Source organism: Calidithermus timidus DSM 17022 (genome assembly GCF_000373205.1).
GTDB lineage: Bacteria > Deinococcota > Deinococci > Deinococcales > Thermaceae > Calidithermus > Calidithermus timidus.
Genome location: NZ_KB890698.1, coordinates 123,375 through 145,307, shown reverse-complemented (window position 1 = coordinate 145,307; position 21,933 = coordinate 123,375). Strand labels below are relative to the sequence as shown.

Sequence of the window (21,933 nt, the reverse complement as noted above, 5' to 3'; positions counted from 1 at the left end):
AGGTCCAGCGCTAAAGGCAAAACGCAAGACGCCTCAGCTCTAGACCCTCGACCGTAGGGAGGTCCGGGGTGGAGTGCTTTCCCGCACAGGCCACACCTTTTTGGCTATCGGCTATCGACCCTCTGCTCAGCTAAGGCGCGACAACTCCTTACGGGCCAGCGCCTCGAGCGCGTCGCGGTAGGGGCTGGGGGGCAGGGCCCCCAAGCGTGCCACCGCCGCTTCGACCCGCTCGTGGATGGCTTCCACGATCTCCCGGCCGATGCCCGATTGGGTGGCGAGGGTGCGCAGGCGCTCGAGGTCGCCCAATCCCTCCCCCTTGCGCCGCAGGATCGCACCCACCTCCTCGGGGAACTCCTCCAGCAGCCGCAGGGTGACGCGGGTCAGCTTGCCCTCGCGCACGTCCCCACCCACCGGCTTGCCCAAGACCTCCGGTGAACCCATGAGGTCGAGGTAGTCGTCGCGCATCTGGAAGGCTTGCCCGTAGAGCAAGCCGAACTGCGCCAACGCCTCGCGCTGCTGAACAGGAGCGCCCGCCAGCACCGCCGGCCCTTCGCAGCACAGCCGCGTCACCGAGCCGGTCTTGCCGGTGATGATGCGCTCGTAAGCCTCCAGCGAGTAATCCGCAAGTGCGGCCACCTGGAACTGCAAGACCTCCCCCTCGGAGAGCTCGCGGGCAGTCTGGGCCACCAGGGCCACCAACTCCATCCGGCCCATCTCGGCCAGCAGGTGCATCAGGCGGGCCAGCAGGTAGTCGCCGGAGAGCACCGAGACCGCGTTGCCGTACTTGCGAAAAGCCGCCACCTGGCCCCGCCGGGTCTCGGCGTCGTCTACCAGGTCGTCGTGCAAAAGCGTAGCCGAGTGCAGCAGCTCGACCACCAGGGCCATGTCCACCGCGTGGGGGGCGCCGCCGAGCGCGCCGCTGGCCAGGAACACCAACTGTGGCCGCACCCGCTTGCCACCCGCCGTCACCAGGTCCTCCTCGATCAGCCGGATGAACTCCACGTCCGAGCGGATGACTTCCCGCAGGCGCTCTTCGAAGGCCTCGAGGGGAAGCTCGAGGGAGGTGGCGAAGGGCTTCACGCTCATCCACAAGAGTATAGCAGCCCCCCTGAGACCAGGCTGCTCCGGGCTACCCATTTGGGGGGCGGTACGCCAAAGTGATGTATATTGATGATGTATGATGATTCGCAAGCAGATTTACTTGGCTCCTGAGCAGGAAGCCAAACTCAAGCGTCTGGCCCGAGCCACCGGGCGCACTGAGGCGGAGATCATCCGCGAGGCCCTGGACGCGCTGCCGGAGACCGCTGACCCGGTGCTGGCTGCGCTTTATAGCAAGGGCCTGCTCGAGTCCCCCACGATTCCTGCCAACCCTACCCAGGCACAGAGCGCCTATCAGCGTTACCTCAACCAGATCGGACAGCGCAAACTGGGTCTGGCCGAGGCGGTGCTGGAGGAGCGTAAGCAAGGGGCTTAACAATGGGGGTGCCCTGCTGAGGAGCTATGGCCTGCTACGTCGACACTTCGGCCCTGGTCAAGCGCTACGACCCCAACGAAAAAGGAGCGGCAAAGGTCATCGCCCTTCTGAGCAGCCCTGCTACCGTGCTCACCAGCACCCTGACCCCCATCGAGGTGGTTTCCGCCTTTCGTATCAAAGAACGCAACGGTGTATTCACTGCCGGGGAGGTTCAATTGGCGCTGATGGCTTTCGAGGGCCATGTCTCGCTTGAATACAAGCTGGTTGCCCCTCAACCCGGTACCTACCTCGAAGCCAAGCGGCTGCTGCTCAGTTACGCGCTGCGGGCCTACGATGCCATGCACCTGGCCACCGCCCTCACCATCGTGCAGGCAGCAGGCATCCAGCCTGGGCAGCTCGAGTTCTGGACGGCCGATCAAGCCCAAGCGGCGGCGGCGGCTGCCGAGGGGTTCGGGGTGGTATTGGTCTGATACCAGATCCGGTCAACAGAGTTATCCGCGTAGCGGAGGGCGTTAGTGCCCCTTAGAAAAGGGGATAAAGCCCCAAGGGTGGATTGAGCTCCACCTCACGAGCAATGTTATTGTTACCCGCTGCGGTATAAGACACTGCCTTGATCTCTCCCGATGGGGGAGTGGCAAAGCCAAGCAAAACGTCTTTGGTGGCCTCGGTACAGGTATCCGTAGGACCACAAGCCGCAATAGCCAGGTTAATAGAAACCTGCCCACCATTGCTCAAGTTGAGGTTACGAATCACGCCTGAAGGCGATCCGTTGAGCGGCAAAGCCACCAGAGTGAACTTGAGCTCGTACTGGTTGGAAGTTTGGTTGTAGGTGAAGCTGTAGCCTTGAACGCTAAGCTGAGCAGTGGGGGCCCCAAAAATAAGCCCAAAGTTAGAGCAACCCGTAAGCAGCAACCCGACCAGCATCGCTGCGATCAACCCATAGCGCACTTGTTTCATCCGATCATCTCCTCCCTCAAACGCGGGTTCAGGATAAAGAAACTCAGGCGGCTCAGGCCAGCCAGGAAGTCCACGTTCTCCACCGCCACTTCCCTGGGCACCTCGAGGACGACGGGTGCGAAGTTAAGGATGCCCCTCAGGCCAGAGTCTATCATCCGGTTCGCCACACTTTGGGCCGAATCCGCCGGGACGGCTATTAATCCAATCTCAATCCTTCGCTCGGCCACCACCCTGGGCAGGTTCTCCAGCGCCTCGACCGCGATCCCACGAAAGCTCAGGCCGTGCTTGGCAGGGTCGATGTCGAAGAAGCCGCGTAGGTCGAAGTGCTCGTCGAAGCCGGGGTAGTCGGCGAGGGCCTGGCCCAGACGGCCCATGCCCACGATGCACAGCCCCCAACGGCGGTTTAGGCCGAGGATCTGCTGCAACTCCCGGCGCAACACCGGGACGGTGTAGCCCACCCCGCGGGTGCCGTAGCTTCCAAAGTAGGAGAGGTCCTTGCGTACCTGGAAGGCCGTGACCTGGGCCTCTTCGGAGAGTTGCTCGCTCGAGGTGCGGTTGACGCCCCTGGCCTCGAGGTCTTCGAGAATACGCAGATAGGTCACCAGACGTGAGATCGCTGCACTGGGCACTTTCGCCATTCCAACTCCCTCCATACTTCAAGTGCCGGGGGGCACAAGCCCCGCGAGCCAACGCCGAACCCTCCAGACCATCATAGGTTGAGCTTAGGGAACGGCCAGGGTCGGCAGCCCCATGGCCTTGAGGCTGGCGATGACCTGCTCGCGGTCGTTGCCCAGGGGACCAACCCGCACCCTGATCAGGCTTCCGTCCTTGACCAGCACCACCGGCAGCCCCTCAGCCCGCAGCTTCTCGACCAGGGCCTCGGCGGAGGCCTGGCTCTTGAAAGCTCCCACCTGCACGTAAGCGGCGGAGGCCTGGGCGCCGGGTTGGGATGCGGGGCGGGCTCCCCGGTACACCTGGGCCCCGGCAAAGCTGCGCGCCACCCCTCGAGCCTGCTCCTCGGTGGCGTAAGGGCCCACCGTGACCCTGGTCAGCGCACCGGCGGCCTCGAGCTGGACCCGGTAGCCCTGGGCCTCGAGTTGCCGGGCCAGGCGCGAGGCGTTCTGTGCGTTGGAGAACGAGCCCACCGCCACCCGCCAGCTACCCGAGGCGGGCTGGGGTGCGGGTGTCTCGCGCACGGCCGGCTCTTCCTGGGGTCTTGGGGAGGGCTGGGCTTGCGGGGTCTCGCTGGGCGCTTGGGGAATGGGCAAGGCGTTGATGACCGGCTCAGCGGCGCTGTCGTCCTGAGGTCGAGGAATCTGGGGCTGCGGCTGGACCTCCTGTGGTGGCGTTACCTGCTCCACTGGAGGCTGGGGCGACGGGGGAGTGTGTGTCTGGAGCCGCTGAAAGGGGTTAATGCCGGTGAGGAAAAACACGATACCTGCTACCACCAGGCTAAATAGCACGAAGATCAGCAGGTCGAGCCAATTGTTGCGCAGCCAACCCATACCTCTAAACTACCCCACCCACAGCACCTTGCAAACCATCGTCGGGCGGGGTTTCCGCCCGACGATGAAAAATTCACTCCTTCAGCGCTTACTTCAGGAACTGGCGCGCAGGCTCGTAACCCAGGTTGAGCGCCTGCTGGAAGGCACGGCGGGCCTCGGCGCTGCGTGAGAGGGCTTGCAGGGCAATGCCCAGGTTGTACCAGGCCACCGCGTCGCGGGGGTTGAGGGTCACAGCCTGGTTGAGCAGGCGCTCGGCGTCGGAGAAGCGGTTGGCGGCGAGGTAGGCGGCGCCTAAGCTGGCGGCGGTGTCGCCGGTGGGCTCGAGGGCCTGGGCGCGCTCGAGCGAGGCAGTGGCCGCTTCGTATTTCTTGAGGGCAAACTGGGCGCGGCCCAGGTAGAACCAGGCCGCACCCTGGTCGGCCTTAAGCTGTACCGCCTGGAGCAGGACTTCCTCGGCGCTGTCATAGCGCTGCTGGAAGTAGGCAGCCTTGCCCTGCACGAACAGGGCCTCGGCCTTCTCGGCCCCGCTCGAGACCTTGGCCGCCAAGGCCGCAAAGCGCCCGGCCTCGGCGAACTGACCCAGGCGGTCGTAGGTCAGGGCCAGCGCCAGCGCCACACGGGGCTCGTCGGGCACCTGGTTGTAGGCAGCCTGGAAGGCCTCGAGGGCTCCCCTGAAGTCGCCACCCTGGTAGCGCACGCGGCCCAGGTCGTACTGGGCGGTCCAGAGCCTAGGATCCAGCCGAGTCGCCTCGACCAGCGCGTCCTGCTGGGCCTTTCCGCTGAGCAACGAAGACTTCTTGTAGACGATCTGAGCCTTTACTTTGGGGTCCTGTGCCGCTGCGATGGAGCGGTCGAGCTCGGTTATGGCCCTCTCGGGCAGACCCTGGCCCACGTAGATATCGGCCACCAGGCTCACCGCACCCACGTTGGCGCGGTTCTGGTTGAGCAGGGTGTAGAGGTAAGGCAGCGCCTCGAGGGGCTTGCCCGCGCGGTAGAGGCTATCGGCCAATAGGAAGGTGACCTCCGGGTCGTTCGCGAACTTCTTCAACGCGTCTGCCAGGGTAGCGGCGGCCTGCTCGTACTGCTTCTGGTCGCGCTGGGCCTTGGCCAGGCCTAAGTAGGAAGTGCGCAGGTCGGCGGGGGCTACCCCGGCCTTCTCCCCGACCTCGATGGCCTTGGCCAGGGCCTGGGCGGCCTCAGCAGACTCTCCCAGGCGGTCGAGGGTCACGCCCAGGTTGAACCAGCCCTCGAAGCGGTCGGGGGCCAGCAGGGTGAGCTGGGTGAACTCGAAGCGGGCTCCCTTGAGGTCAGCCTGTCGGTAGAGGGCCAGACCAAGGCAGAAGTGTCCGCTGTAGTTGGTGTACTCGCGGGTGACCACCTGTTCGCACAGTTGTGCGGCTTCGGCGTTGCGGCCCGCCTCGAGCGCGGCCAACCCTCGCTTGAGGAGGTCGTCCACGCTTGGCTGCTGGGCCCAAGCCAGCGAAGAGAGCACAAGGGCCAACCAGGTTGCTTTCATAGCGTTTCTCCCGAAATCTTGGGTCATGCTGGCAGGAATTCTAGCACGCGCAACGGAGCACGCTGGGCCAGGGTGAACTAATGGGTTGACACCCGAACGCTCCCCTGATAGCCTGGCGAGGCTTGGCGGGAAGACCCTCACGGCGCGGGGTGGAGCAGTCTGGTAGCTCGTCGGGCTCATAACCCGAAGGTCACAGGTTCAAATCCTGTCCCCGCAACCAAAGTAGAGCAAACCGGCCCTGGAGCCGGTTTTTTTGTTCATAAATCTTCGGTTAATCAAAACTTTAGACTGCCACGACGCGCCCCAGGGCTTCGGCTGGGGTGCGGGCCCCCACGGCGTAGAGCGCCACGCGCAACTCCCAGAGGAAGTCCTCGAGCCAGGCCACTACCGCGTCGGGGCCCTGCAGGGCAGGCTCCAGCAGGGGCCGCGCCACCGCCACCGCCTGCGCCCCCAGCGCCAGGGCCTTGGCGGCGTCAGTGCCGCTGCGGATACCCCCGGAGGCCACCAAGGGCAGGCCGGGCAGGGCCGCGCGGCACTCGACGAGGGCCTGGGCGGTGGGCAGCCCGACCTCGCAGAGCTCGGGATGGCGCACCTCGCCGTAGCGCACCAGCTCCTCGACCCTGGCCCAGTTGGTGCCCCCGGCCCCGGCCACGTCGAGCGCGGCCAGCGGCAGGCCGACGAGCCCCCGGGCCACCTCCCCCGAAAAGCCGTGCCCCACCTCCTTGAGCAATACGGGGAAGGAGACTTCCCGCAGGACCTGCTCCAGCTTGGCCCTCAGGCCCGCGAAGTCGGTGTCGCCGCGCTGCACGGCCTCTTGCAGGGGGTTGGCGTGTAGGGCAAGGGCATCGGCGCCCACCGCCTCGACCGCGCGGCGCAGGTGTTCGGCGGTGTAACCCCGGTTGAGCTGCACCAGCCCCAGGTTACCGATCAGCAGCGCGGTGGGGGCCACCTCACGCACCTGGAAGCTGGCCCTGCTCTGCGGCTTCTCCAGCATCACCCGCTGGCTGCCCAGCATCATCCCCACCCCCACCCGCTCGGCGGCCTCGGCCAGCGCCCGGTTGATGCGCCCCCCGTACTCTTCACCCCCGGTCATGGCCCCGATCAAAAAGGGCGCGGCCAGCCGCTTGCCCAGGAAGCAAGTCGAGAGGTCTACGTCCTCCAAGCGCAGCTCGGGCAGCGCCCGGTAGGCCAGACGGTAGCGCTCGAGCCCCGTGGTCAGGCGGGCGTAGTTCACAGGTCCCTCGAGGCAGACCTCGAGGTGCTTGCGCTTGCGAGCGGCGATGTCCATAGGGTCACGGGAGGCTAAAAGGGCAAAAGGTGAGGGGTGTTCTCCGCTTTTTACCTTTTTACCCCTTCACCCTTCTGCCTCATGCTACGGGCTCCACCACCTGGGGCGAGCGCGCGTCACTGCCCTCTAAGGGCAGGCCGAAGTCCTGGGCGATGAGGCGGGCGGTCATCTTGGCCGACATCATCACGCTGGGGGTGCCCGCGCCGGGCTGAACCCCTGCGCCCACCAGGTAGAGCCCGGCGACGTCTTCCGAGCGGTTGTGGGGTCGGAAGAAGGCCGACTGCGTCAGGATGGGCTCGGGGCCGAAGGCGTTGCCGAGGTGGGAGAGCAGGGTGTGCTCGAAGTAGTCGGGGGTGACGAAGCTCTTGTAGACCAGGCGCTCGGAGAGGTTGGGGAGGTAGCCGCGCTGCTCGAGGAAGCCCAGCACCTTGTTCGCGAAGGGCTCGCCCAAGAGCTCCCAGTCGAGCCCGGAGCCGTTGTGGGGCACGGGGACCAGGGTATAGGCGGCGTGGTGAGCGGGCGGGGCCAGCGAGGGGTCGGTGAGGGTGGGGACGTGCAGGTACTGCGAGAAGTCCTTGGCCAACACCTTGCGCCCGAAGATGTCTTTGAGCAACCCCTCGTAGCGCGGCCCCAGGATGATGTTGTGGTGGCGCAGCCGCTCGCCCTCGCTGCCGTCGGCCTTGAAGCCGAAGTAGATCACCACCAGCGACATGCTCTGCCGGCGAGCCCGCACCACCGGGTCGGCGTTCCAGAAGCGGTACTGCGGTTCGACGAGCTTGAGGTAGGTGTGGGCGTAGTCGGCGTTGGAGACCACCACGTCGGCTTGCAGCACCTCGCCCGAGGCCAGCGTGACGCCGGTGGCGACCTTCCGGCCGCCCTGGCGGGCGACGTTGATCCGGCGCACCTCGGCGCCGTAGCGGATGCGCCCGCCGAGCTCCTCGAGCTTCCGCACCAAGCCCCGCACCAGCGCCCCGGTGCCGCCCATGGCGAAGTGGATGCCCCAGGTCTTCTCCACGAAGTGGATCATGGCGTAGATGGCGGGCACACTGAGCGGGTTGCCCCCCACCAGCAGCGTCTCGAAGCTGAAGAGCTGCTGCATCTTGGGATTTTTGAAGTACTTCTTGGCGAAGGAGAACAGCGTGCGCACCGCATCCAGGCGCAGCAGGTCGGGGACCACGCGCAGCATGGTGCCCACGTCGCCGAAGTAGGTGTGGCCGAGCTCGAGGAAGCCCCGCTCGAAGATGGCCTTCGCGTCGCGGTGGAAGCGCTCATAGCCCTCGAGGTCCTCGGGGGCCAGCGCCCGGATCTGCTCGCGGGTGCGGATGGGGTCGCCGTCGTAGTCGAAGAAGGTACCGTCGTCGAAATAGATGCGGTAGAAGGGCAGGATGGGAACGAGGGTGACGTAGCGCGAGGTGTTGGGGCCACCCGAGACACCCTCCCGCACCCGCTTATCCTCGCCCAGCACGGCGGGGGGAAAGTCGGGCTGGCCCAGCCTAGGATCGCCCCGGCCCAGGCTGAACAGCTCCTCGATGAAGTGCGGGACGGTGATGACGGTGGGACCCATGTCGAAGGTGAAGCCCTGGGCCCGGCGCACGTAGGCCCGCCCACCGGGGGCGTCGAGCTTCTCGAGCACGGTGGTGTCGAAGCCCAGGCTGCACAGGCGGATGCCCATGGCCAGCCCGCCGATACCGCTGCCGATGACGAGGGCTTTCTTGGGCGCGAAGTTCATGAGCCCAAGAATAGCGAGGGCCTCGAGCCGCGATTTAGCTGCGGGAACACAGTTGCTACGGAGGGAAAGTCGAGCAACAAGAACTTAGAATAGCCTAGCGATGAGCGAATTGACGAATCCAACCAGCGAGAAAGAAGCCTTGGGTGTCGCACGCACCCTCGAGCTGGTCTTCCCCGAGCACGCCAACCCCGGTGGCAACGCCTTCGGCGGCTTTGTGCTGGGCCTGATGGACAAGGTGGGCTCCTACGCTGCGATCCGGCGAGCCCGCAAGCGCTGCGTGACGGTGCGGGTGGGTGAGGTCATCTTCGAGGTGCCCATCAAGGTGGGGGATTTGCTCGAGGTGGTGGCGAAGGTGGTGCGGGTGGGCCGCACCTCGATCACGGTGGAGGTCGAGGTGTACCGCGAAAACCTCAAGGAGGCCAAGGTGCTGGCGACGCGGGGCAACCTGACCTACGTAGCCATCGACGCGGAGGGCAAGCCGACGCCGGTGGATCCGGTGGAGTGAAGTAGGACGGCGGTTGACGGGTCGTACGCAAAACACAAGACGCCTTGTTCCCGCTGGAGGATATTCCCTCTCTATGGGAGGGGCAAGGTGGAGTCCAGCACAAGCTGCTTAGCGCTTACGGCTGACGGCCAACGCCAGCACGTCCAGCGCGGCCAGGGTGAAGACGGGGACGTTCATGCTGAAGAGGATGGGGAGTTCCTCGAGCAGCGTCGTGGACTCGTCGAGGAACTTGAGCACCTGCGGGGCCGGGCGGCGGCGGAAGAGGTCACGGAAAGCGTGGGCACCAGGGTAGCGCTTTTTGGCGAAGACGTTGAGCAGCACGCTGTCGTAGAAGGCGAAGCGGGCGGGACTTGGCGGGGGGGCGGGCTCGCGGCCCTGGGCGAGGGACTGGACGATGTGGCGGCACTGACGCTGGATGCGCTGGAAGGTGTAACCGGTGGAGGCCTTGGTCTGGCCCCCGGCGGTGCCGATGTACAGCGTGCGCTCGCCCAGGCGAGCCGGGAAGGGTATGTCGGTCATGGGAATCACACCCGCCTCGGTCTCGAGCACCCGGTACTCCCTGAGTCCCAATTCCTCGTGGATATAGGCCCGCAGACCCGCCTCGTACTCGAGCTCGCTCAGCAGGTGCGCCGAGAAGAGGGTGTACTCCACCAGCGCCCGGCGCTCGTCGAAGGGCAGCACGTAGACGAAGCGCACCTCACCCTGCTGCTCGACCCGGAAGTCCATGAACGTGGCGACGCCGGGGTCGAAGGTAGGGTGGGGGGCCTCGAGCACCCAGCCGCGGAAGTGTTGGAGCAGGTGGTGGTACGGGGGGCGGGGGGCGAGGGGTGAGGAGGGAACGCTGCTGAAGACCCAGTCGGCGGTGTAGGTCTGGCCCTCCAGCCGCACGAAGCCGTCGCCGACGGCCTCGAGCTCGCCGTAGAGGCGGGTGAGGCGGGGCCAGCGGGCCAGGCGCTCGTCCATGTGGCGGTAGAAGTCGAGGCCCCGCAGCATCTTGTAGGTGTAGGGGGCGATGTCGAAGGTGCGGGAGAAGCCTGGAGCGTGGAAGGCCAAGCGTCCCCAACGTCGGAAAATTACGGCCTCGAAGGGCCCCTCCCCTGCCTCCCAGAAGCACCAGGTGCGGTCGTTGTGGGTTTTGGGCGCGCGGTCGAGGAGAAGCACGCGGCGCTCGGAGAGCCCGGCCTGCTCGAGGTGGTGCAGCAGGCTCAACCCCGCGGCCCCGGCCCCCGCGACGATATAGTCGAAGCGTTGTGCCATGGCCTCAGGTGCTCAGCATACGCCACGCCTGCTCAGATCCCCCGCATCCACAGGGCCTTGGGCAGGAGCTTAAAGCGCTCGTAGGGCGAGAGCGCGGCGCGGCGGGAGAGATTGTCCCAGCCGTTGTGCTCGAGCTTGTCGAGGATGCTTTGGTACTGCAAGGCAGCCAGGGCGACGGCGGCGCGGCCATTGTGGAGGTGGCGCAGGCCGCGCAGGCCTTCGCGGTAGAGCCGGCGGGTCTGCTGGGCAAGCTCGCGCATCAGCGCGGTGTAGGCAAGCGTCACGCGCCCGTAGCGCAGGTCCTCGAGCGCAACCCCGTAGCGCTCGAGCAATTCAGCCGGGAGATAAACCCGCCCCAGCGCCAGGTCCTCGCCTACGTCGCGCAAGCAGTTGGTGAGCTGCATGGCCTGTCCCAGCTTGATCGCGGCCTCTTCGGCCTCGGGTCCGGCTCCACCGATGGGTGCGATCATGCGGCCCACGGTGCCCGCGACCCGGTAGCAATAGGTCATCAGCTCGTCCATGCGCTGCAACCGCACCGGGCCCAGGTCGGCTAAGAAGCCCTGGCGCATGTCGGCGAAGCCTTCTAGGGGGATGTCCCAGCGCTCCAGCGCCCAGGCCAACGCCCGCTCCCACTCGGCCTCGGGCTCGCCCGCGTAGGCCCGGCCCACCCCCGCCCACCAGCGCTCGAGATCGGCGCGGGGGTCAGGCGACTCGTCCACCGCGTCGTCGCCCAGGCGGCAGGCGGCGTAGACCGCCCAGGCTCCCTTGCGGGCCTCACCGCGGAAGAGCAGGCTCCCGAGGTAGAAGGTCGCCGAGTGACGGCGGATGATCGCGGAGACTTCGGTCCAGTTAGGTTCCAAAGCGACCTCCTTTCGCCAGAGGTACTGCCGTAAGGATGGGGCTACTCGCCACCAGAGAGTTTTGTCCCCGCCACAAAGCCCACCGAGCCCTCGCGCCAACCTTCAAGCGCAAAGCCGAACGGGGCCAGCAGGGCGAGGAGATCCTCGAGGCGAGGGAAGCGCAAGCCGGCCCGCTCGAAGGCCCGCTGCAAAGGGCTGCCCGAGCGGTGAGTGAACATCAGCCACAGCCGCCCGCCGGGCCTGAGCACCCGCACGACCTCAAGGACCACCGCCTCGGGATCGGTGAACTCGTTATAACTCCCTCCCACCGCCACCCCGTCCAGGCTCGCTGGGCACAGGGGCAGCGCCTCGGCCCGCGCCAGCAGGGGTACCAAGCCCCCAAGCCCCCGCGCTCGGCGCCGAGCCACGCGCAGCATGGCCGGGGAGAGGTCGAGGGCGTAGACCCGGGCGGCCCCTGCCTGCAGCAGAGCCCGGGCATACAGGCCCGTGGCGGTGCCCAGGTCGAGGAACACCCCGCCCCTCACGGGCTCGAGGCTCGCCCGCATCCGGTCCAGCTCCTCGCCCAGGGGGAAGGGCCGCCCCGACAACAGCGAAAGCGCCCGCACCCGCCAGGCCTCGTAGCCCCAGGCAGTGAGGGACCAGAGGTTAACGGCGGCGGCAGGGCTCAGCGGCCGCCCGCCGCGGAAGTCGGTCCACTCACCTACCCGGGGCCACACCCAGCCGCAGCTTGTACAGGTGGCAGTGCCATCCAGGAAGGCGCTCTTGCAGCGGGGACAAGCGAGACTTGACATAACCTGGACAACAATCTAGCATAATCTTGTACAGAAGATGAACACTGCGCGCAAAGACATGGGGGTCTACACCATTGCGGAGGTCGAGGAGCGCATCGGGCTGTCCTCCGCGCTCCTGCGGCAGTGGGAACGGCGCTACGGCTTTCCCCGTCCCGAGCGCTCCCCTGGTGGGCACCGCCTCTACTCCGAGGCCGACCTCGACGCGCTGGAGCAGATCAAGCGCTTCATCGCCGAGGGGGTCACCCCGGCGCAAGCGGTCAAGCGCTACCTCGAGGGCCTCACCCAGGAGAGGCCGCGCCCCCCCGAGGCCCTTTCGCTCGAGCTCGAGAACGCCCTGCTCCAGGCCGATCTCGAGGCCGCCGAGCGCACCATCTCCGAAGCCTTCCGGCTGCACCCGCTCGAGGAGGTGGTGATGGAGGTGATCTCCCCGGCGCTCAGGCGCATCGGCGACGGCTGGCACTCGGGCCGCGTCACCACCGCCCAAGAGCACCTGGCGAGCACCTACCTGCGGGGCCGCCTGCAGGAATTGCTCAACCTGATGGGCAGCTCGCTGGGCCCGGTGGTGGTGGTCTCGACCCTGCCCGGCGAGCAGCACGAGCTGGGCGGCCTGATCAGCGCGCTGTTCTTGCGGCGGGCGGGCTACCAGGTGTTCTACCTAGGCCCCAACACCCCCCTGCAAGACCTGCGCAGCTTCGCGCAGCGCATTGGGGCCCAAGCCGTGGTGCTCTCGGCAGCGCAGGCGGTCTCGCTGGAGTCCCTGCCCCACGGCGCCCTCGCCGACCTGGCCCCGGTGGTGGTGGTGGGCGGACGGGCAGCCGAGGGGCTGCCGGGATTGGTGGAGCGTCTGGGCGCGCGCTATCTGGGCAACGACCCCCGCAAGCTGGCCGACAGCCTGGCGCGGGTGCTCAAGGAGGGGGGATTATGGTAAGCTCGAGCCAAGCCTTTCGTTCGCCTGTACGACTTCCAGCTTCTACGCCACGAGGAGCGTCGAGGTGTCGTGTTCGCGCTAGGGGTGCTGCATTCGAGGAGGTGGGTTGATGAAACGCGTTCGTCGTAAGGAAGCGATCTACCGCGCGGGTGACCGGGCCGAGGCGCTGTACCAGCTCGAGCGGGGCTTGGTGCGCATCGTCGAAATCCTGCCCGACGGGCGCCAGCTCACCCTGCGCCACGTACTGCCGGGCGATTACTTCGGGGAAGAGAGCCTATCTGAGCGCAACCACCGCTACACCGCCGAGGCCCTCACCGAGGCCGCGGTTCACGCCCTCGACCCCCGCACCCTCTCCTCCGAGGACCTGCGCCAAGTCGCCGGCAGCCTGGCCAGCCAGATGGGCCAGGTGCAAGCCTACGAGACCCACCTGCAGTGGGGGGAACTCCGCAGCCGCATCTGCCGCTACCTGCTCTACCTCGCCTCCACCGCCGCCCACGGTCAGGACCAGCGCGGGGTCTATGTGACGGCCTCCCACGAGGAAATCGCCGACGCCACCGCCTCTACCCGGGAGTCGGTGAGCAAGCTCCTCTCCGACCTGCGCCACGAGGGCATCCTCGACACCGGCTACCGCAAGATCTACCTCGTGGACTGGCACAGCCTCGAGGCCGAGGCCGAGACGCAACTGCTGGAAGCGGTGTGAGCAGGAAGGCCCGCCGCGGGAGACTGCCTTGAAGGTCCTGCTCATCGGCGGAACGGGGTACGTGGGGAGCCACCTGGCGCGCGTACTGCTGGCGCGGGGGCACGCAGTCCGCACGCTCTCGCGCAGGGGCCGACCCACCCCGCGGGTAGCGGGGGCGGGCCAGGGGGCGCAGCACGTGCGGGGCGACGCGGTGACCGGGGAGGGGCTCGAGGCGGCCGTGCGCGAGGTGGACGCGGTGGTCTACCTCGTGGCGCTGATCCGGGAGCGCGGGGGCCAGAGCTTCGAGGGCACCATCGTCGAGGGGGTGAAGAATACCATCGCCGCCATGCGGCGGGCCGGGGTGGGGCGGCTGCTGCACATGTCGGCTTTGGGTGCGGCGCGGGGCACCGGCAGTCGCTACTACGAGGCCAAGGCTGAGGCCGAGGAATGGGTGCGGGGGTCGGGGCTCGAGTGGACCATCTTCCGCCCCAGCCTGATCTTCGGCGAGGGCGACGAATTCTTCGGCGGGGTGCTCAAGGGCTTGGTCACCGCCCCGATCCCCTTCATCCCGCAGATCGGCGACGGGCGCTTCCCCTTTCGCCCGGTCTGGGTGGGCGACGTGGCCGAGGCCTTCGCCCAGGCGCTCGAGAAGCCCGCCACCGTCGCTCAAACCTACGACCTGGTGGGCCCGCAGGAGTACACCTTCCGCCAGCTCTTGCGGCTGATGAAGCAAAGCCTGGGCTCGCGCAAGCCGATCCTTCCCATACCGCTAGCCCTCATGGACCTGGCGGTCCCGCTGCTCAACGCCCTCCCCTTCACGCCCATCACCCTCGACCAGTACCGCATGCTCAAGGCCGGAAACACCGCCGACCCCGCCCCCATGCGGGCCGCCTTCGCCCTCGAGGAGCGCCGCCTCGAGGCCGAGTTGCCGCTTTTGCTTGGTACAAAACTTAGACACCCCTCGGCTTCCTGAGCCGCGCGGGTCATGTGGATAGCATGGCCTACGGTTTATCCCCGGCACTGCCGTATGCTCGGGCTGTGAAGACTTCCGGTCGCCCCCCGCACATCCTGTGCCTGTACACCCCCCGACCCCTCGAGCAACTCGAGCCCGAGAGCCTCACCGACCGGGAGCGTGTCTACACCGTATGGCGCCAGGTCGCCCCGCTGGTCCGCGCCGCCGATCCCCAGCGCTACCGCTCGGTCTGCCAGGCCCTCGAGCTCCCCGACCTCCCCCTCAAGGTGCTCGCCCAATACGTCCTGCGCGAAAGCCGCCTCGCCCTGGCCAACCCCAAGCGGCAGCGGATGGCGCAGTGAAGCAACCCGTTATCGGTCGCGAAAGGCTCGTGGCAGCCCCCACCCCAGCCCTCCTCGCCTGCGGGGAGGGTTTATCCCCCCTTGCTAAGGGGGAACAAGGCGTCTTGCGTTTTGCGTACGACCCGCGCCCGACGTTCAGCGCACCACCACCATAGCACCACAGCTCACGGTCTCTCCCCCACCTTTTCCGCATGCTGGAGCCTGCCAACTATGCCTGAACTGCCCGAAGTCGAGACCACCCGCCGCATCCTCGAGCCCTACCTGCTGGGGCGCACGCTGCTACGCCTCGAGCACGCCGACCCTGTGCGTTACCGGCGCACCGAGCTGGCCGAGGGGCGGGCGGTGCTGGGCACCCGGCGGCGGGGGAAGTACATCCTGCTCGAGCTCGAGGGGGAGCTCGAGGCCATCGTGCACCTGGGGATGACCGGGGGATTCCGCTTCACGCCCCACCCGCACACCCGGCTCACCGTCCACCTGGGCGACGCGGTGATCTACTACGTGGACCCACGCCGCTTCGGCAGGTGGTGGGTGGTCGAGGCCGGCGACTACCGCGAGATCGGCCTGCTGCGCCGCATGGGCCCTGAACCGCTCTCCGAGAGCTTCGAGCTTGGAGCCTTTCGCCAGGCCCTAGCCCGCACGCCGCGCCGCGTGAAAGAGGTGCTGCTGGGGCAGGAGGCGGTGGCCGGGGTAGGTAACATCTACGCCGACGAGTCGCTGTGGATGAGCCGCATCCACCCTGAGCGCCCGGCTTGCAGCCTGCGGCTCGAGGAGGTCGAGCGGCTGTACCAGGCCATCCGCGAGGTGATGGGCCGGGCGGTGAGCGCCGGTGGCTCGACCCTCTCCGATGCCAGCTACCAGCAGCCCGACGGCAAACCCGGCTACTTCCAGCTCGAGCACAACGCCTACGACCGCGCCGGCCTGCCCTGCAAGGCTCCCGGTTGCACGGGCCGGATCGCTAAGACCGTGGTGGGGGGCCGGGGTACACACTTCTGCCCCCAGTGCCAGCATTAGCCCCACCTCGCCGCCCGTGGGCAGCACTCCGTCGCAGTCTGCGCTCGAGGCCGTCCAGGTTCACGAGGGCTTTTGGAAGGCACGGTGACATCCCTCCCTAATTTCTAGCATAGACTTTAGGAGCAGGCAGGACTGCCTGCTCGAGGTGATCTCATGAAAAAAAGCGGCCTTTTCGTCCTTTTGACCGCAGGAATTGCCGCTGTAGCGGTGAGCGCGCAGCCTGGCCCACAGACCAGCAACGTCTACCAGCAATGCCAGGGCTGCCATCAGGCCAACGGGGCGGGTATTCCCGGGGTGTTCCCTCCCCTGGCCGGTCACATTCCCCAAGTCCTGGCGGCCAAGGGTGGGCGCGAGTACCTGATCGACGTGCTGCTTTACGGCCTCGCCGGTGAGATCAGCGTGAATGGGCAGAAGTACAACGGGGCCATGCCCGCCTTCGCCCAGCTCAGCGACGAGCAAGTCGCGGGCGTGCTCAACCACATCTCCACCCAGTGGGGCAACGACAAGGCCCTGTCCAAAGACTTCAAGCTCTTCAACGCCGCAGAGGTCAAGGCCAAACGCGCCACCAAGCTCAGCCCAGCCCAGGTGCTCGAGCTGCGCAAAAAGCTGGGGCTCAAGTAGCCTTCAGCCGCACCTCGAACACCGCCCCACCCGCAGGATCGTTGCCGGCGCTGATCTGCCCGCCGTGAGCCTCGACCAGGGCCTTGGCGATGGCCAGTCCCAGCCCTGAGCCCCCCGTCTCACGGGTACGAGACCGGTCGGCACGGTAAAAGCGCTCGAAGATGTGGGGCAAGTCCTCTGGGGGGATGCCGGGGCCGCTGTCGCGCACGCGTAGCAGGCCCCAGGGGCCCTCGGAGTGCACCTCGAGCCGCACCACTCCCCCCTGGGGGGTGTGGCGCAGGGCGTTGTCGAGAAGGTTGTAGAGCACCTGCAGCAAGCGCTCGCGGTCGGCGGTGAGGAAGAGTTCGGTCCCACCGAACTCCAGCCTCACCCCCTTGGCCTCGGCCCGCGCCTGGAAGGCGGCCAGGACTTCCCGAGCCAGGCTGGAGAGCTCGAGTTCGCCCAGTTTGAGGTTCAACCCCCCCGAGTCGGCCTGGGTCAGCAGGCGCAAGTCCTGCACCAGGCGGGTCAGCAGGTCCACCTCCTCGATCAGGCGGCCCAGGTTTGTGGGGCTGGGTTCCATCAGACCCGCCTGGAGGGCCTCGAGTTCGCCCCGCAGCACGGTGAGGGGGGTGCGCAGTTCGTGGGCGATGTCGGCCACCATGCGCTGCTTCTGGGCTTCCTCGGCGGCGAGTTGGTCGGCGAGTTGGTTGAAGGAGGCTCCCAGTTCGGCGATCTCGTCGGTGCCCCGCACCAAGACCCGCGCTCCGCGCTCTCCCCGGGCATAGCGGCGGGTCACGTCGGTGAGGTGGCGGATAGGCGTCACCGAGCGATAGGCCAAGTAGCCCCCGGCCAGCAGGCCCACCAACACGGCGAAAAACGCAGCCTGAAGCTGTGAGTTGCGCAAGCGGGCCAGCAGTTGCTCACGGTCGCGCAGCCCCGGAGGGCCAAAACGCCGCCCCGGCCCGGCGGGGGCAAGGGGCATGAGCTGTTCGCCGAACTGGTCGCGGAAGAAGCGCCGCACGTCGGTCTGGGCAGCCCGGATCGCCAGAAAAGCCCCCAGCCCCGCCGCAAACAGCGCGACCAGGGCAAAGGAGAGGATCAGGCGGGTGGTGAGCTTCACGCCTGCTCCCCAGCCAGCCGGTAGCCCACCCCGCGCACGGTCTGGAGCAAGCTTCCGCAATCGCCCAGCCGGGCCCGCAGGTTCTTGATGTGGGCGTCGATGGTGCGCTCGTCGGGGGCTTCCTCACCGAAGAGGTCGAGCAGCTCGCCGCGGCTGAAGGCCTTGCCGGGGTGGGCCATGAAGGCGTGCAGCAGCCGGAACTGGGTGGCGGTGAGGGAGAGGGCCTGGCCCCGGCAGCGAACCTGGAAAGCCTCGAGGTCGAGCTCGAGTTCCCCCACCCGGTAGCGCTGCGGGGCCCTCAGCCGCCCGTTGACCCGGCGCAACACGGCCTTGACGCGGGCCACCACTTCGCGTGCGCTAAAGGGCTTGGTCACGTAGTCGTCGGCTCCCAGCTCCAACCCCAGCAGCCGGTCGATCTCCTCCACGCGGGCGGTGAGCACGATCACCGGGGTCTGGGCCTCGCGGCGGATGGTGCGCAGGACCTCCAGGCCATCCGGCGGGGGAATCATCAGGTCCAAGAGCACCAGGTCGGGCCGGGCCGCCCGCCACAGCTCCAGCGCCCGCCGCCCGTCGGCAGCCCGTTCGGTGCGAAAGCCCTCCGCTCGCAGGAAGCGCTCGAGCACCTCGGCGATGCGGGCCTCGTCCTCGACGATCAGGATGAGTCCACCGGCCACCGCACCCATTCTAGGCCCCCACAGCTCAGGGACAACCGGGTGGTTGTCCCTGAGTCCTCAAGCTCACGGGCTTAGCGCCGCCCGCCAGGGCCAAAGCCCCGCCCCCAATCTCCAAAGCCTCCGCGTCCGGAGCCGAAGCTGCTGGCGTCGAGCTTCTGCGCCAGGAAGGCCTTGACGACGGCGGGTGTAGCCTTCTTATAGGTCGCAGCCTGCTCGGTGGTGAGCACCTGATTTTGCACGGCCTGGTCGATCGCCTGGTTGCGGGCTTGGGTCAGGGCGGCCTCGAGCCTGGTCACGTCGGCTCCGAGATCGCGGGCTACGTCGGCGATGGTCTTCTGCCCGTTGCTCAGCAAAGCCAACTCATGGGGCATCACTCCCAGGAACTGCGCTGCCGTCCGCAGCAAGCTTCCCCCGCGCATGTCCATCATGCGGCTGAGGCCCGGCGCGGGCCGGTTGGGCTGGGCCGGCTGCTGGGGGGTCTGGGCCAGCGAGAGACCCAGGCTCAACAAGGCTGCACCGATGAGGAGTTTCTTCGCGTTCATAAGCTTCTCCTTTCGCCTGGAAAGCACGCTTCCCAGGGCTGTCTGCAGGCTAGCCCCGGGAAGTGAAGCGATCGGGGAAGGATTGTGAACGTTCGAAGAACACCCTCCGCCTCCGTTACGAGGGTAACTTGGGCAGCTTGATCGGTCGCTTGCTGGCCTTCTCGGCGTAGAGGTGTCGGTCGGCCTGAGCCAGGGTCTCCTCGAGGGTGCCCAGCGCCTCGCTCCAGCCCACCGAGACGTTGGGGAACACCGCCCGCACCCGCAGGCTCACCGAGCTACCCTCAAAGAGGCCTAAGTGCAGGCCGCAGAACTCGTCGCCACCCAGCCGATAGAGCCCGTCACCCTCGCGCACGTTGAGCCGAAGGGCCTGGGCGAAGTCGCGAATGTAGGCATCCCCGGCCACATGGCCCTGGCCGTCGTTGACACCCTTGAGGTCATCGAGGTCCCACAGCGTCAGCAGCAGCGGCACCCCGGCCCGCTTGGCCAGGGCTTGCAGGCGCACGAAGTCGGCCTCGAGCACCCGCCGGTTGCCCAGGTGGGTCAGGGGGTCCTGCAAAGCCGCGTTGGCCAAATTCTCGTGGGCCTCCTCCAGGCGGCGCAGGCCGTAGTGGATTACCAGCCCCACCAGGGCCACGAAAGCCAGCACGTAGCCTGCGCTGAGCTGCTCGGGCAGGGTGGAGTTCTGCAGGCGTGAGAAGCCCATCAACAACGCCAGGGCGAAGCCCCACACACCCCACACCGCCGACAGCCCCAGCAGGGTAGGGGCTACCAAGGCCACGTAGGCCTCCTCGCGGAAGTCGAAGCGGCTGGGCAAGCTCTCGGGCTGGGCGATGTACCACGTCACCAATAGGAAGCCCAGCACCAGGTGCAGGGTGATGGCGGGCCTGGGCGCGAGGCGGCGGGCCAGCCACCAGCCCAGCGCGGTCGCGGCGAGGTAGGCCCCGTCGAGCAGGAAATCGGGCCAGCGTCCGAAGAATGGGTGTATGAACAACGCCGGCACCATCCCCACCACCGCGATGAGCCAGTACGTGCGGTAGGCCCTTTGTTGAGGGGACTCGAGCCAATTCATTCCTGTTGCATCAAGCATAGCCCCCCTAGGTACCCTTGGACAAGGGTGGCCAGAATGGTTTTCCCGCCGAAGCCAGGGCTTCACTCAGCGCTGCACCGGGCCGGCCCTGCCCCCGGCTGGCCTCTACCTCGCGCTCGAGCCAGCAGACCCCCTCCCGAAACAGCACCGCGCGCCAACCCCGCTCGAGGGCCTGCTCGATCAGCCCTCCCAGGGAAGGGGCCTCCGAGCCTGGGGGCAGGTCGGGGTCGAAGCCCCCACGGGCTGCGAAGCGCTGGTAAGCCGGCTCGCGCTGTTCCATGATGCCGCCCTGGGTGAAGTAGCGCCCCAACACCTTATACCAGTCGCCGCTACGCGTGATGGGACGCATGTCCTCGTAGGCCTGCTCCAGTTCGGCTGGCTCGGGCTCGCGGTAGCGGTTCTCGTGAACGACCAGGGTGCGACTGAGGCGGGGCCGGGGTGCGGGAATCTCCTCGGGCACACCCACACACAGCCCGGCTACCGGAAACACCCCCTCGGGCAGGGCGCACAGCTCGCCGATCTGCTCGATGCACTCCAGAACCCCCCCGATCCAGCAGATTCCGTAGCCCAGGCTCTCGGCCATCATCGCCAGCGCACTACCGGCCAGCACCGCGTCGACGATGGCAAAGTGGGCCGCCGTGCGGGGCCAGTAGCCCCAGGCTCCGCCCCGGTGCTCAACCAGACGGCGCAGCCGATGCACATCGGCCAGGACCAAGAAGAACTCGGCGGCCACCTGGATGTGGGGGTTGTCGGAAAGCCGGGCCAGCTCGGAGCGCAGGGCGGGGTCGGTCACGCGCAGCAGGCTGTACATCTGCGCGGTGGCATCGGTGGGCGCTCGCTGGGCGGCCAGGAGGAGCTTGTCGAGGTCCCCCTCCCGCAGGGGCTCGGGCTTGAACGTGCGCACGCTGGCGCGGCGGAGGAAGAGGGCGTAGAGGTCCATGCCCTAAAGCCTAAAGCCCTCAGGTCTCAGGCGATTGGAGCGTAAGTCTCGGAGGGCTCGAGGCTACGGCCCCACGCCCAAGTAGCCCAGGTACCAGTTGATCAGGTCTTGCCCGAAGAAGAAAGCCACCAGCCCGCCCAGGGCCAGGTAGGGCACGAAGGGCACCTTGCGCTCGCGCAGCGCCAGCCCGACCAGCGCGCCCGCCACCACCGCCACCATCAGGCCTACCAGGAAGGGGCCCACGCCCACCCAGGCCCCCAAGAGCCCGGCCAGCTTCACGTCACCGAAGCCCATCACCACCACCTCACCCTCGTCCTCCTCGGGCTCGGGTTGGAAGGCCCAGTACAGGCCGCCGCTAAGGGCCAACCCCCCCGCCGCGATCAAAAGCCCGCGCAGGCTTTCGAAGGGCCAGTCTGGGACCAGGTAGGCCACGATGGGACCCAACGCGGCCAGTCCCAGGGTGAGGCCGTCGGGCAGGGCCCACACCCGCCCGGTGCGGGCGTTGAGCGCCCAGTTGAGAAAGCCCGCCACCAGCCCCGCCGCCGGGCCAAACCAGGCCCCCACCATCGCCGCGAGGTGCAGGGTGTGTAGGCCCACGGGGTATTCCCGCTTACCATCGCGCAAACGCCGCACGATCAGCGAACCGTAGCCGCCGATGAGGGCGATGATGCCCGCACAGATCAGGGCCGCGTCGAGGGCTTGGTCGAAGGGCTGGGGGAAGGCCAGCAGGGCTGCGGCCAGTAGGCCCAGGAAGAGTCCGCCGAAGTTGATGCCGTCCGGCACGGTATAGGTATCGATGTCGATGAAGGAGAGCACCACCAAAAGGGCGATGAAGGCCCAGATCAAAACCAACTCGGGAAGCCCTGGGCGCAGCCAGGCCGCTGCCGCGAAGAGCAGCCCGGTGAGGGCTTCGACCGCTGGGTAACGGGCCGAAATCCGCGCCCCGCAGTGCCTACAACGCCCGCGCTGGAGCAGCCAAGAGAGGATGGGCACGAGTTCGGCAGGCCCCAGGCGAGTTCCACAGGAGGGGCAGCTCGAGGGCGGAAACACCACCGACTTGCGCGCGGGAAGGCGGTAGATCACCACGTTGAGAAAGGAGCCGATCACCGCTCCCAGCACGAAGGCGAACACGATGAGCAGGGCCGAGGTCACG

General features: G+C 67.4%; 25 protein-coding genes and 1 tRNA gene. 10 read left to right on the top strand and 16 right to left on the bottom strand.

What is annotated here, in order from left to right:
* Nucleotides 1-126: 126 nt before the first annotated feature.
* Nucleotides 127-1,086 (bottom strand): polyprenyl synthetase family protein, encoded by a 960-nt coding sequence (locus tag B047_RS0111130; protein ID WP_018467046.1) that lies wholly within the window; start codon nucleotides 1,084-1,086, stop codon nucleotides 127-129.
* Nucleotides 1,087-1,177: 91 nt separating this feature from the next.
* Here B047_RS0111130 and B047_RS0111125 point away from each other — a divergent pair, with 91 nt between their 5' ends.
* Both B047_RS0111125 and B047_RS0111120 read left to right on the top strand, forming a co-directional pair.
* Nucleotides 1,178-1,474, top strand: a complete 297-nt coding sequence (locus B047_RS0111125; protein WP_018467045.1) for a ribbon-helix-helix domain-containing protein — start codon at nucleotides 1,178-1,180, stop codon at nucleotides 1,472-1,474.
* 26 nt (nucleotides 1,475-1,500) lie between these two features.
* The gene (locus tag B047_RS0111120; protein WP_018467044.1) at nucleotides 1,501-1,944 is read left to right on the top strand and encodes a type II toxin-antitoxin system VapC family toxin; all 444 of its coding nucleotides are present in this window, start codon (nucleotides 1,501-1,503) and stop codon (nucleotides 1,942-1,944) included.
* 52 nt (nucleotides 1,945-1,996) lie between these two features.
* Here B047_RS0111120 and B047_RS0111115 read toward each other — a convergent pair whose 3' ends face one another.
* From B047_RS0111115 to B047_RS0111100, 4 genes are all read right to left on the bottom strand, one after another.
* Nucleotides 1,997-2,431, bottom strand: coding sequence for a hypothetical protein (locus B047_RS0111115; RefSeq protein WP_018467043.1), 435 nt, complete (start codon nucleotides 2,429-2,431; stop codon nucleotides 1,997-1,999).
* Entirely contained in the window at nucleotides 2,428-3,069 is a 642-nt protein-coding gene (locus tag B047_RS0111110; protein ID WP_026234820.1) for a redox-sensing transcriptional repressor Rex, read from the bottom strand. The genes B047_RS0111115 and B047_RS0111110 overlap by 4 nt, the downstream gene beginning before the upstream one ends.
* An 84-nt stretch (nucleotides 3,070-3,153) precedes the next feature.
* On the bottom strand, nucleotides 3,154-3,936 hold the full coding sequence (locus tag B047_RS0111105) for an SPOR domain-containing protein (RefSeq protein WP_018467041.1): 783 nt from the start codon (nucleotides 3,934-3,936) through the stop codon (nucleotides 3,154-3,156).
* A gap of 88 nt (nucleotides 3,937-4,024) precedes the next feature.
* Nucleotides 4,025-5,452 carry a tetratricopeptide repeat protein gene (locus B047_RS0111100; protein WP_026234819.1) on the bottom strand — a complete coding sequence of 476 codons (1,428 nt, stop codon included), beginning with the start codon at nucleotides 5,450-5,452 and terminating at the stop codon, nucleotides 4,025-4,027.
* A gap of 143 nt (nucleotides 5,453-5,595) precedes the next feature.
* Here B047_RS0111100 and B047_RS0111095 point away from each other — a divergent pair.
* Nucleotides 5,596-5,672: transfer RNA gene (locus B047_RS0111095), tRNA-Met, on the top strand.
* A 63-nt stretch (nucleotides 5,673-5,735) separates the two neighbouring features.
* On the opposite strand, the gene fni is transcribed toward B047_RS0111095, so the two are convergent.
* Entirely contained in the window at nucleotides 5,736-6,740 is a 1,005-nt protein-coding gene (gene fni, locus B047_RS0111090) for a type 2 isopentenyl-diphosphate Delta-isomerase (protein WP_018467039.1), read from the bottom strand.
* Between the two features lie 79 nt (nucleotides 6,741-6,819).
* Complete coding sequence (gene crtI / locus B047_RS0111085) at nucleotides 6,820-8,469, bottom strand: phytoene desaturase family protein (protein WP_018467038.1); 1,650 nt, start codon at nucleotides 8,467-8,469, stop codon at nucleotides 6,820-6,822.
* A gap of 100 nt (nucleotides 8,470-8,569) precedes the next feature.
* Between crtI and B047_RS0111080 the strand changes: the two genes are divergently transcribed.
* A complete protein-coding gene (locus B047_RS0111080) occupies nucleotides 8,570-8,974 on the top strand; it encodes an acyl-CoA thioesterase (RefSeq protein ID WP_018467037.1) in 405 nt (134 codons plus the stop codon).
* A 108-nt stretch (nucleotides 8,975-9,082) separates the two neighbouring features.
* Here the strand turns inward: B047_RS0111080 and B047_RS0111075 are convergent, their stop codons facing one another.
* The 3 genes from B047_RS0111075 to B047_RS0111065 are packed head-to-tail and all read right to left on the bottom strand — an operon-like array spanning nucleotide 9,083 to nucleotide 11,882.
* The gene (locus B047_RS0111075) at nucleotides 9,083-10,231 is read right to left on the bottom strand and encodes a lycopene cyclase family protein (RefSeq protein WP_018467036.1); all 1,149 of its coding nucleotides are present in this window, start codon (nucleotides 10,229-10,231) and stop codon (nucleotides 9,083-9,085) included.
* 32 nt (nucleotides 10,232-10,263) lie between these two features.
* A complete protein-coding gene (locus B047_RS0111070; protein ID WP_018467035.1) occupies nucleotides 10,264-11,091 on the bottom strand; it encodes a phytoene/squalene synthase family protein in 828 nt (275 codons plus the stop codon).
* Between the two features lie 41 nt (nucleotides 11,092-11,132).
* Nucleotides 11,133-11,882, bottom strand: coding sequence for a class I SAM-dependent methyltransferase (locus tag B047_RS0111065; protein WP_084784992.1), 750 nt, complete (start codon nucleotides 11,880-11,882; stop codon nucleotides 11,133-11,135).
* Nucleotides 11,883-11,919: 37 nt separating this feature from the next.
* On the opposite strand from B047_RS0111065, the gene carH reads away from it, so the two are divergent.
* From carH to B047_RS0111035, 6 genes are all read left to right on the top strand, one after another.
* On the top strand, nucleotides 11,920-12,810 hold the full coding sequence (gene carH, locus B047_RS0111060; RefSeq protein WP_018467033.1) for an HTH-type transcriptional repressor CarH: 891 nt from the start codon (nucleotides 11,920-11,922) through the stop codon (nucleotides 12,808-12,810).
* Nucleotides 12,811-12,919: 109 nt separating this feature from the next.
* Nucleotides 12,920-13,510 (top strand): transcriptional regulator LdrP, encoded by a 591-nt coding sequence (gene ldrP / locus B047_RS0111055; protein WP_018467032.1) that lies wholly within the window; start codon nucleotides 12,920-12,922, stop codon nucleotides 13,508-13,510.
* Nucleotides 13,511-13,538: 28 nt separating this feature from the next.
* Nucleotides 13,539-14,462 (top strand): complex I NDUFA9 subunit family protein, encoded by a 924-nt coding sequence (locus B047_RS0111050; RefSeq protein WP_018467031.1) that lies wholly within the window; start codon nucleotides 13,539-13,541, stop codon nucleotides 14,460-14,462.
* 65 nt (nucleotides 14,463-14,527) lie between these two features.
* Entirely contained in the window at nucleotides 14,528-14,803 is a 276-nt protein-coding gene (locus B047_RS0111045) for a hypothetical protein (protein ID WP_018467030.1), read from the top strand.
* Nucleotides 14,804-15,013: 210 nt separating this feature from the next.
* A complete protein-coding gene (locus B047_RS0111040) occupies nucleotides 15,014-15,814 on the top strand; it encodes a DNA-formamidopyrimidine glycosylase (RefSeq protein WP_018467029.1) in 801 nt (266 codons plus the stop codon).
* 153 nt (nucleotides 15,815-15,967) lie between these two features.
* Nucleotides 15,968-16,435 carry a c-type cytochrome gene (locus B047_RS0111035; protein ID WP_018467028.1) on the top strand — a complete coding sequence of 156 codons (468 nt, stop codon included), beginning with the start codon at nucleotides 15,968-15,970 and terminating at the stop codon, nucleotides 16,433-16,435.
* On the opposite strand, the gene B047_RS0111030 is transcribed toward B047_RS0111035, so the two are convergent.
* From B047_RS0111030 to B047_RS0111005, 6 genes are all read right to left on the bottom strand, one after another.
* A complete protein-coding gene (locus B047_RS0111030) occupies nucleotides 16,428-17,537 on the bottom strand; it encodes a sensor histidine kinase (RefSeq protein ID WP_018467027.1) in 1,110 nt (369 codons plus the stop codon). The genes B047_RS0111035 and B047_RS0111030 overlap by 8 nt on opposite strands.
* Nucleotides 17,534-18,220 (bottom strand): response regulator transcription factor, encoded by a 687-nt coding sequence (locus tag B047_RS0111025; protein ID WP_026234817.1) that lies wholly within the window; start codon nucleotides 18,218-18,220, stop codon nucleotides 17,534-17,536. The genes B047_RS0111030 and B047_RS0111025 overlap by 4 nt, the downstream gene beginning before the upstream one ends.
* Before the next feature lie 62 nt (nucleotides 18,221-18,282).
* On the bottom strand, nucleotides 18,283-18,753 hold the full coding sequence (locus tag B047_RS0111020; RefSeq protein ID WP_018467025.1) for a hypothetical protein: 471 nt from the start codon (nucleotides 18,751-18,753) through the stop codon (nucleotides 18,283-18,285).
* A 115-nt stretch (nucleotides 18,754-18,868) separates the two neighbouring features.
* Nucleotides 18,869-19,822, bottom strand: a complete 954-nt coding sequence (locus B047_RS17260; RefSeq protein ID WP_018467024.1) for a GGDEF domain-containing protein — start codon at nucleotides 19,820-19,822, stop codon at nucleotides 18,869-18,871.
* A 25-nt stretch (nucleotides 19,823-19,847) separates the two neighbouring features.
* A complete protein-coding gene (locus B047_RS0111010) occupies nucleotides 19,848-20,780 on the bottom strand; it encodes a nitroreductase family protein (RefSeq protein ID WP_018467023.1) in 933 nt (310 codons plus the stop codon).
* A gap of 63 nt (nucleotides 20,781-20,843) precedes the next feature.
* The gene (locus B047_RS0111005) at nucleotides 20,844-21,932 is read right to left on the bottom strand and encodes a prepilin peptidase (RefSeq protein ID WP_018467022.1); all 1,089 of its coding nucleotides are present in this window, start codon (nucleotides 21,930-21,932) and stop codon (nucleotides 20,844-20,846) included.
* Nucleotide 21,933 lies beyond the last annotated feature (1 nt).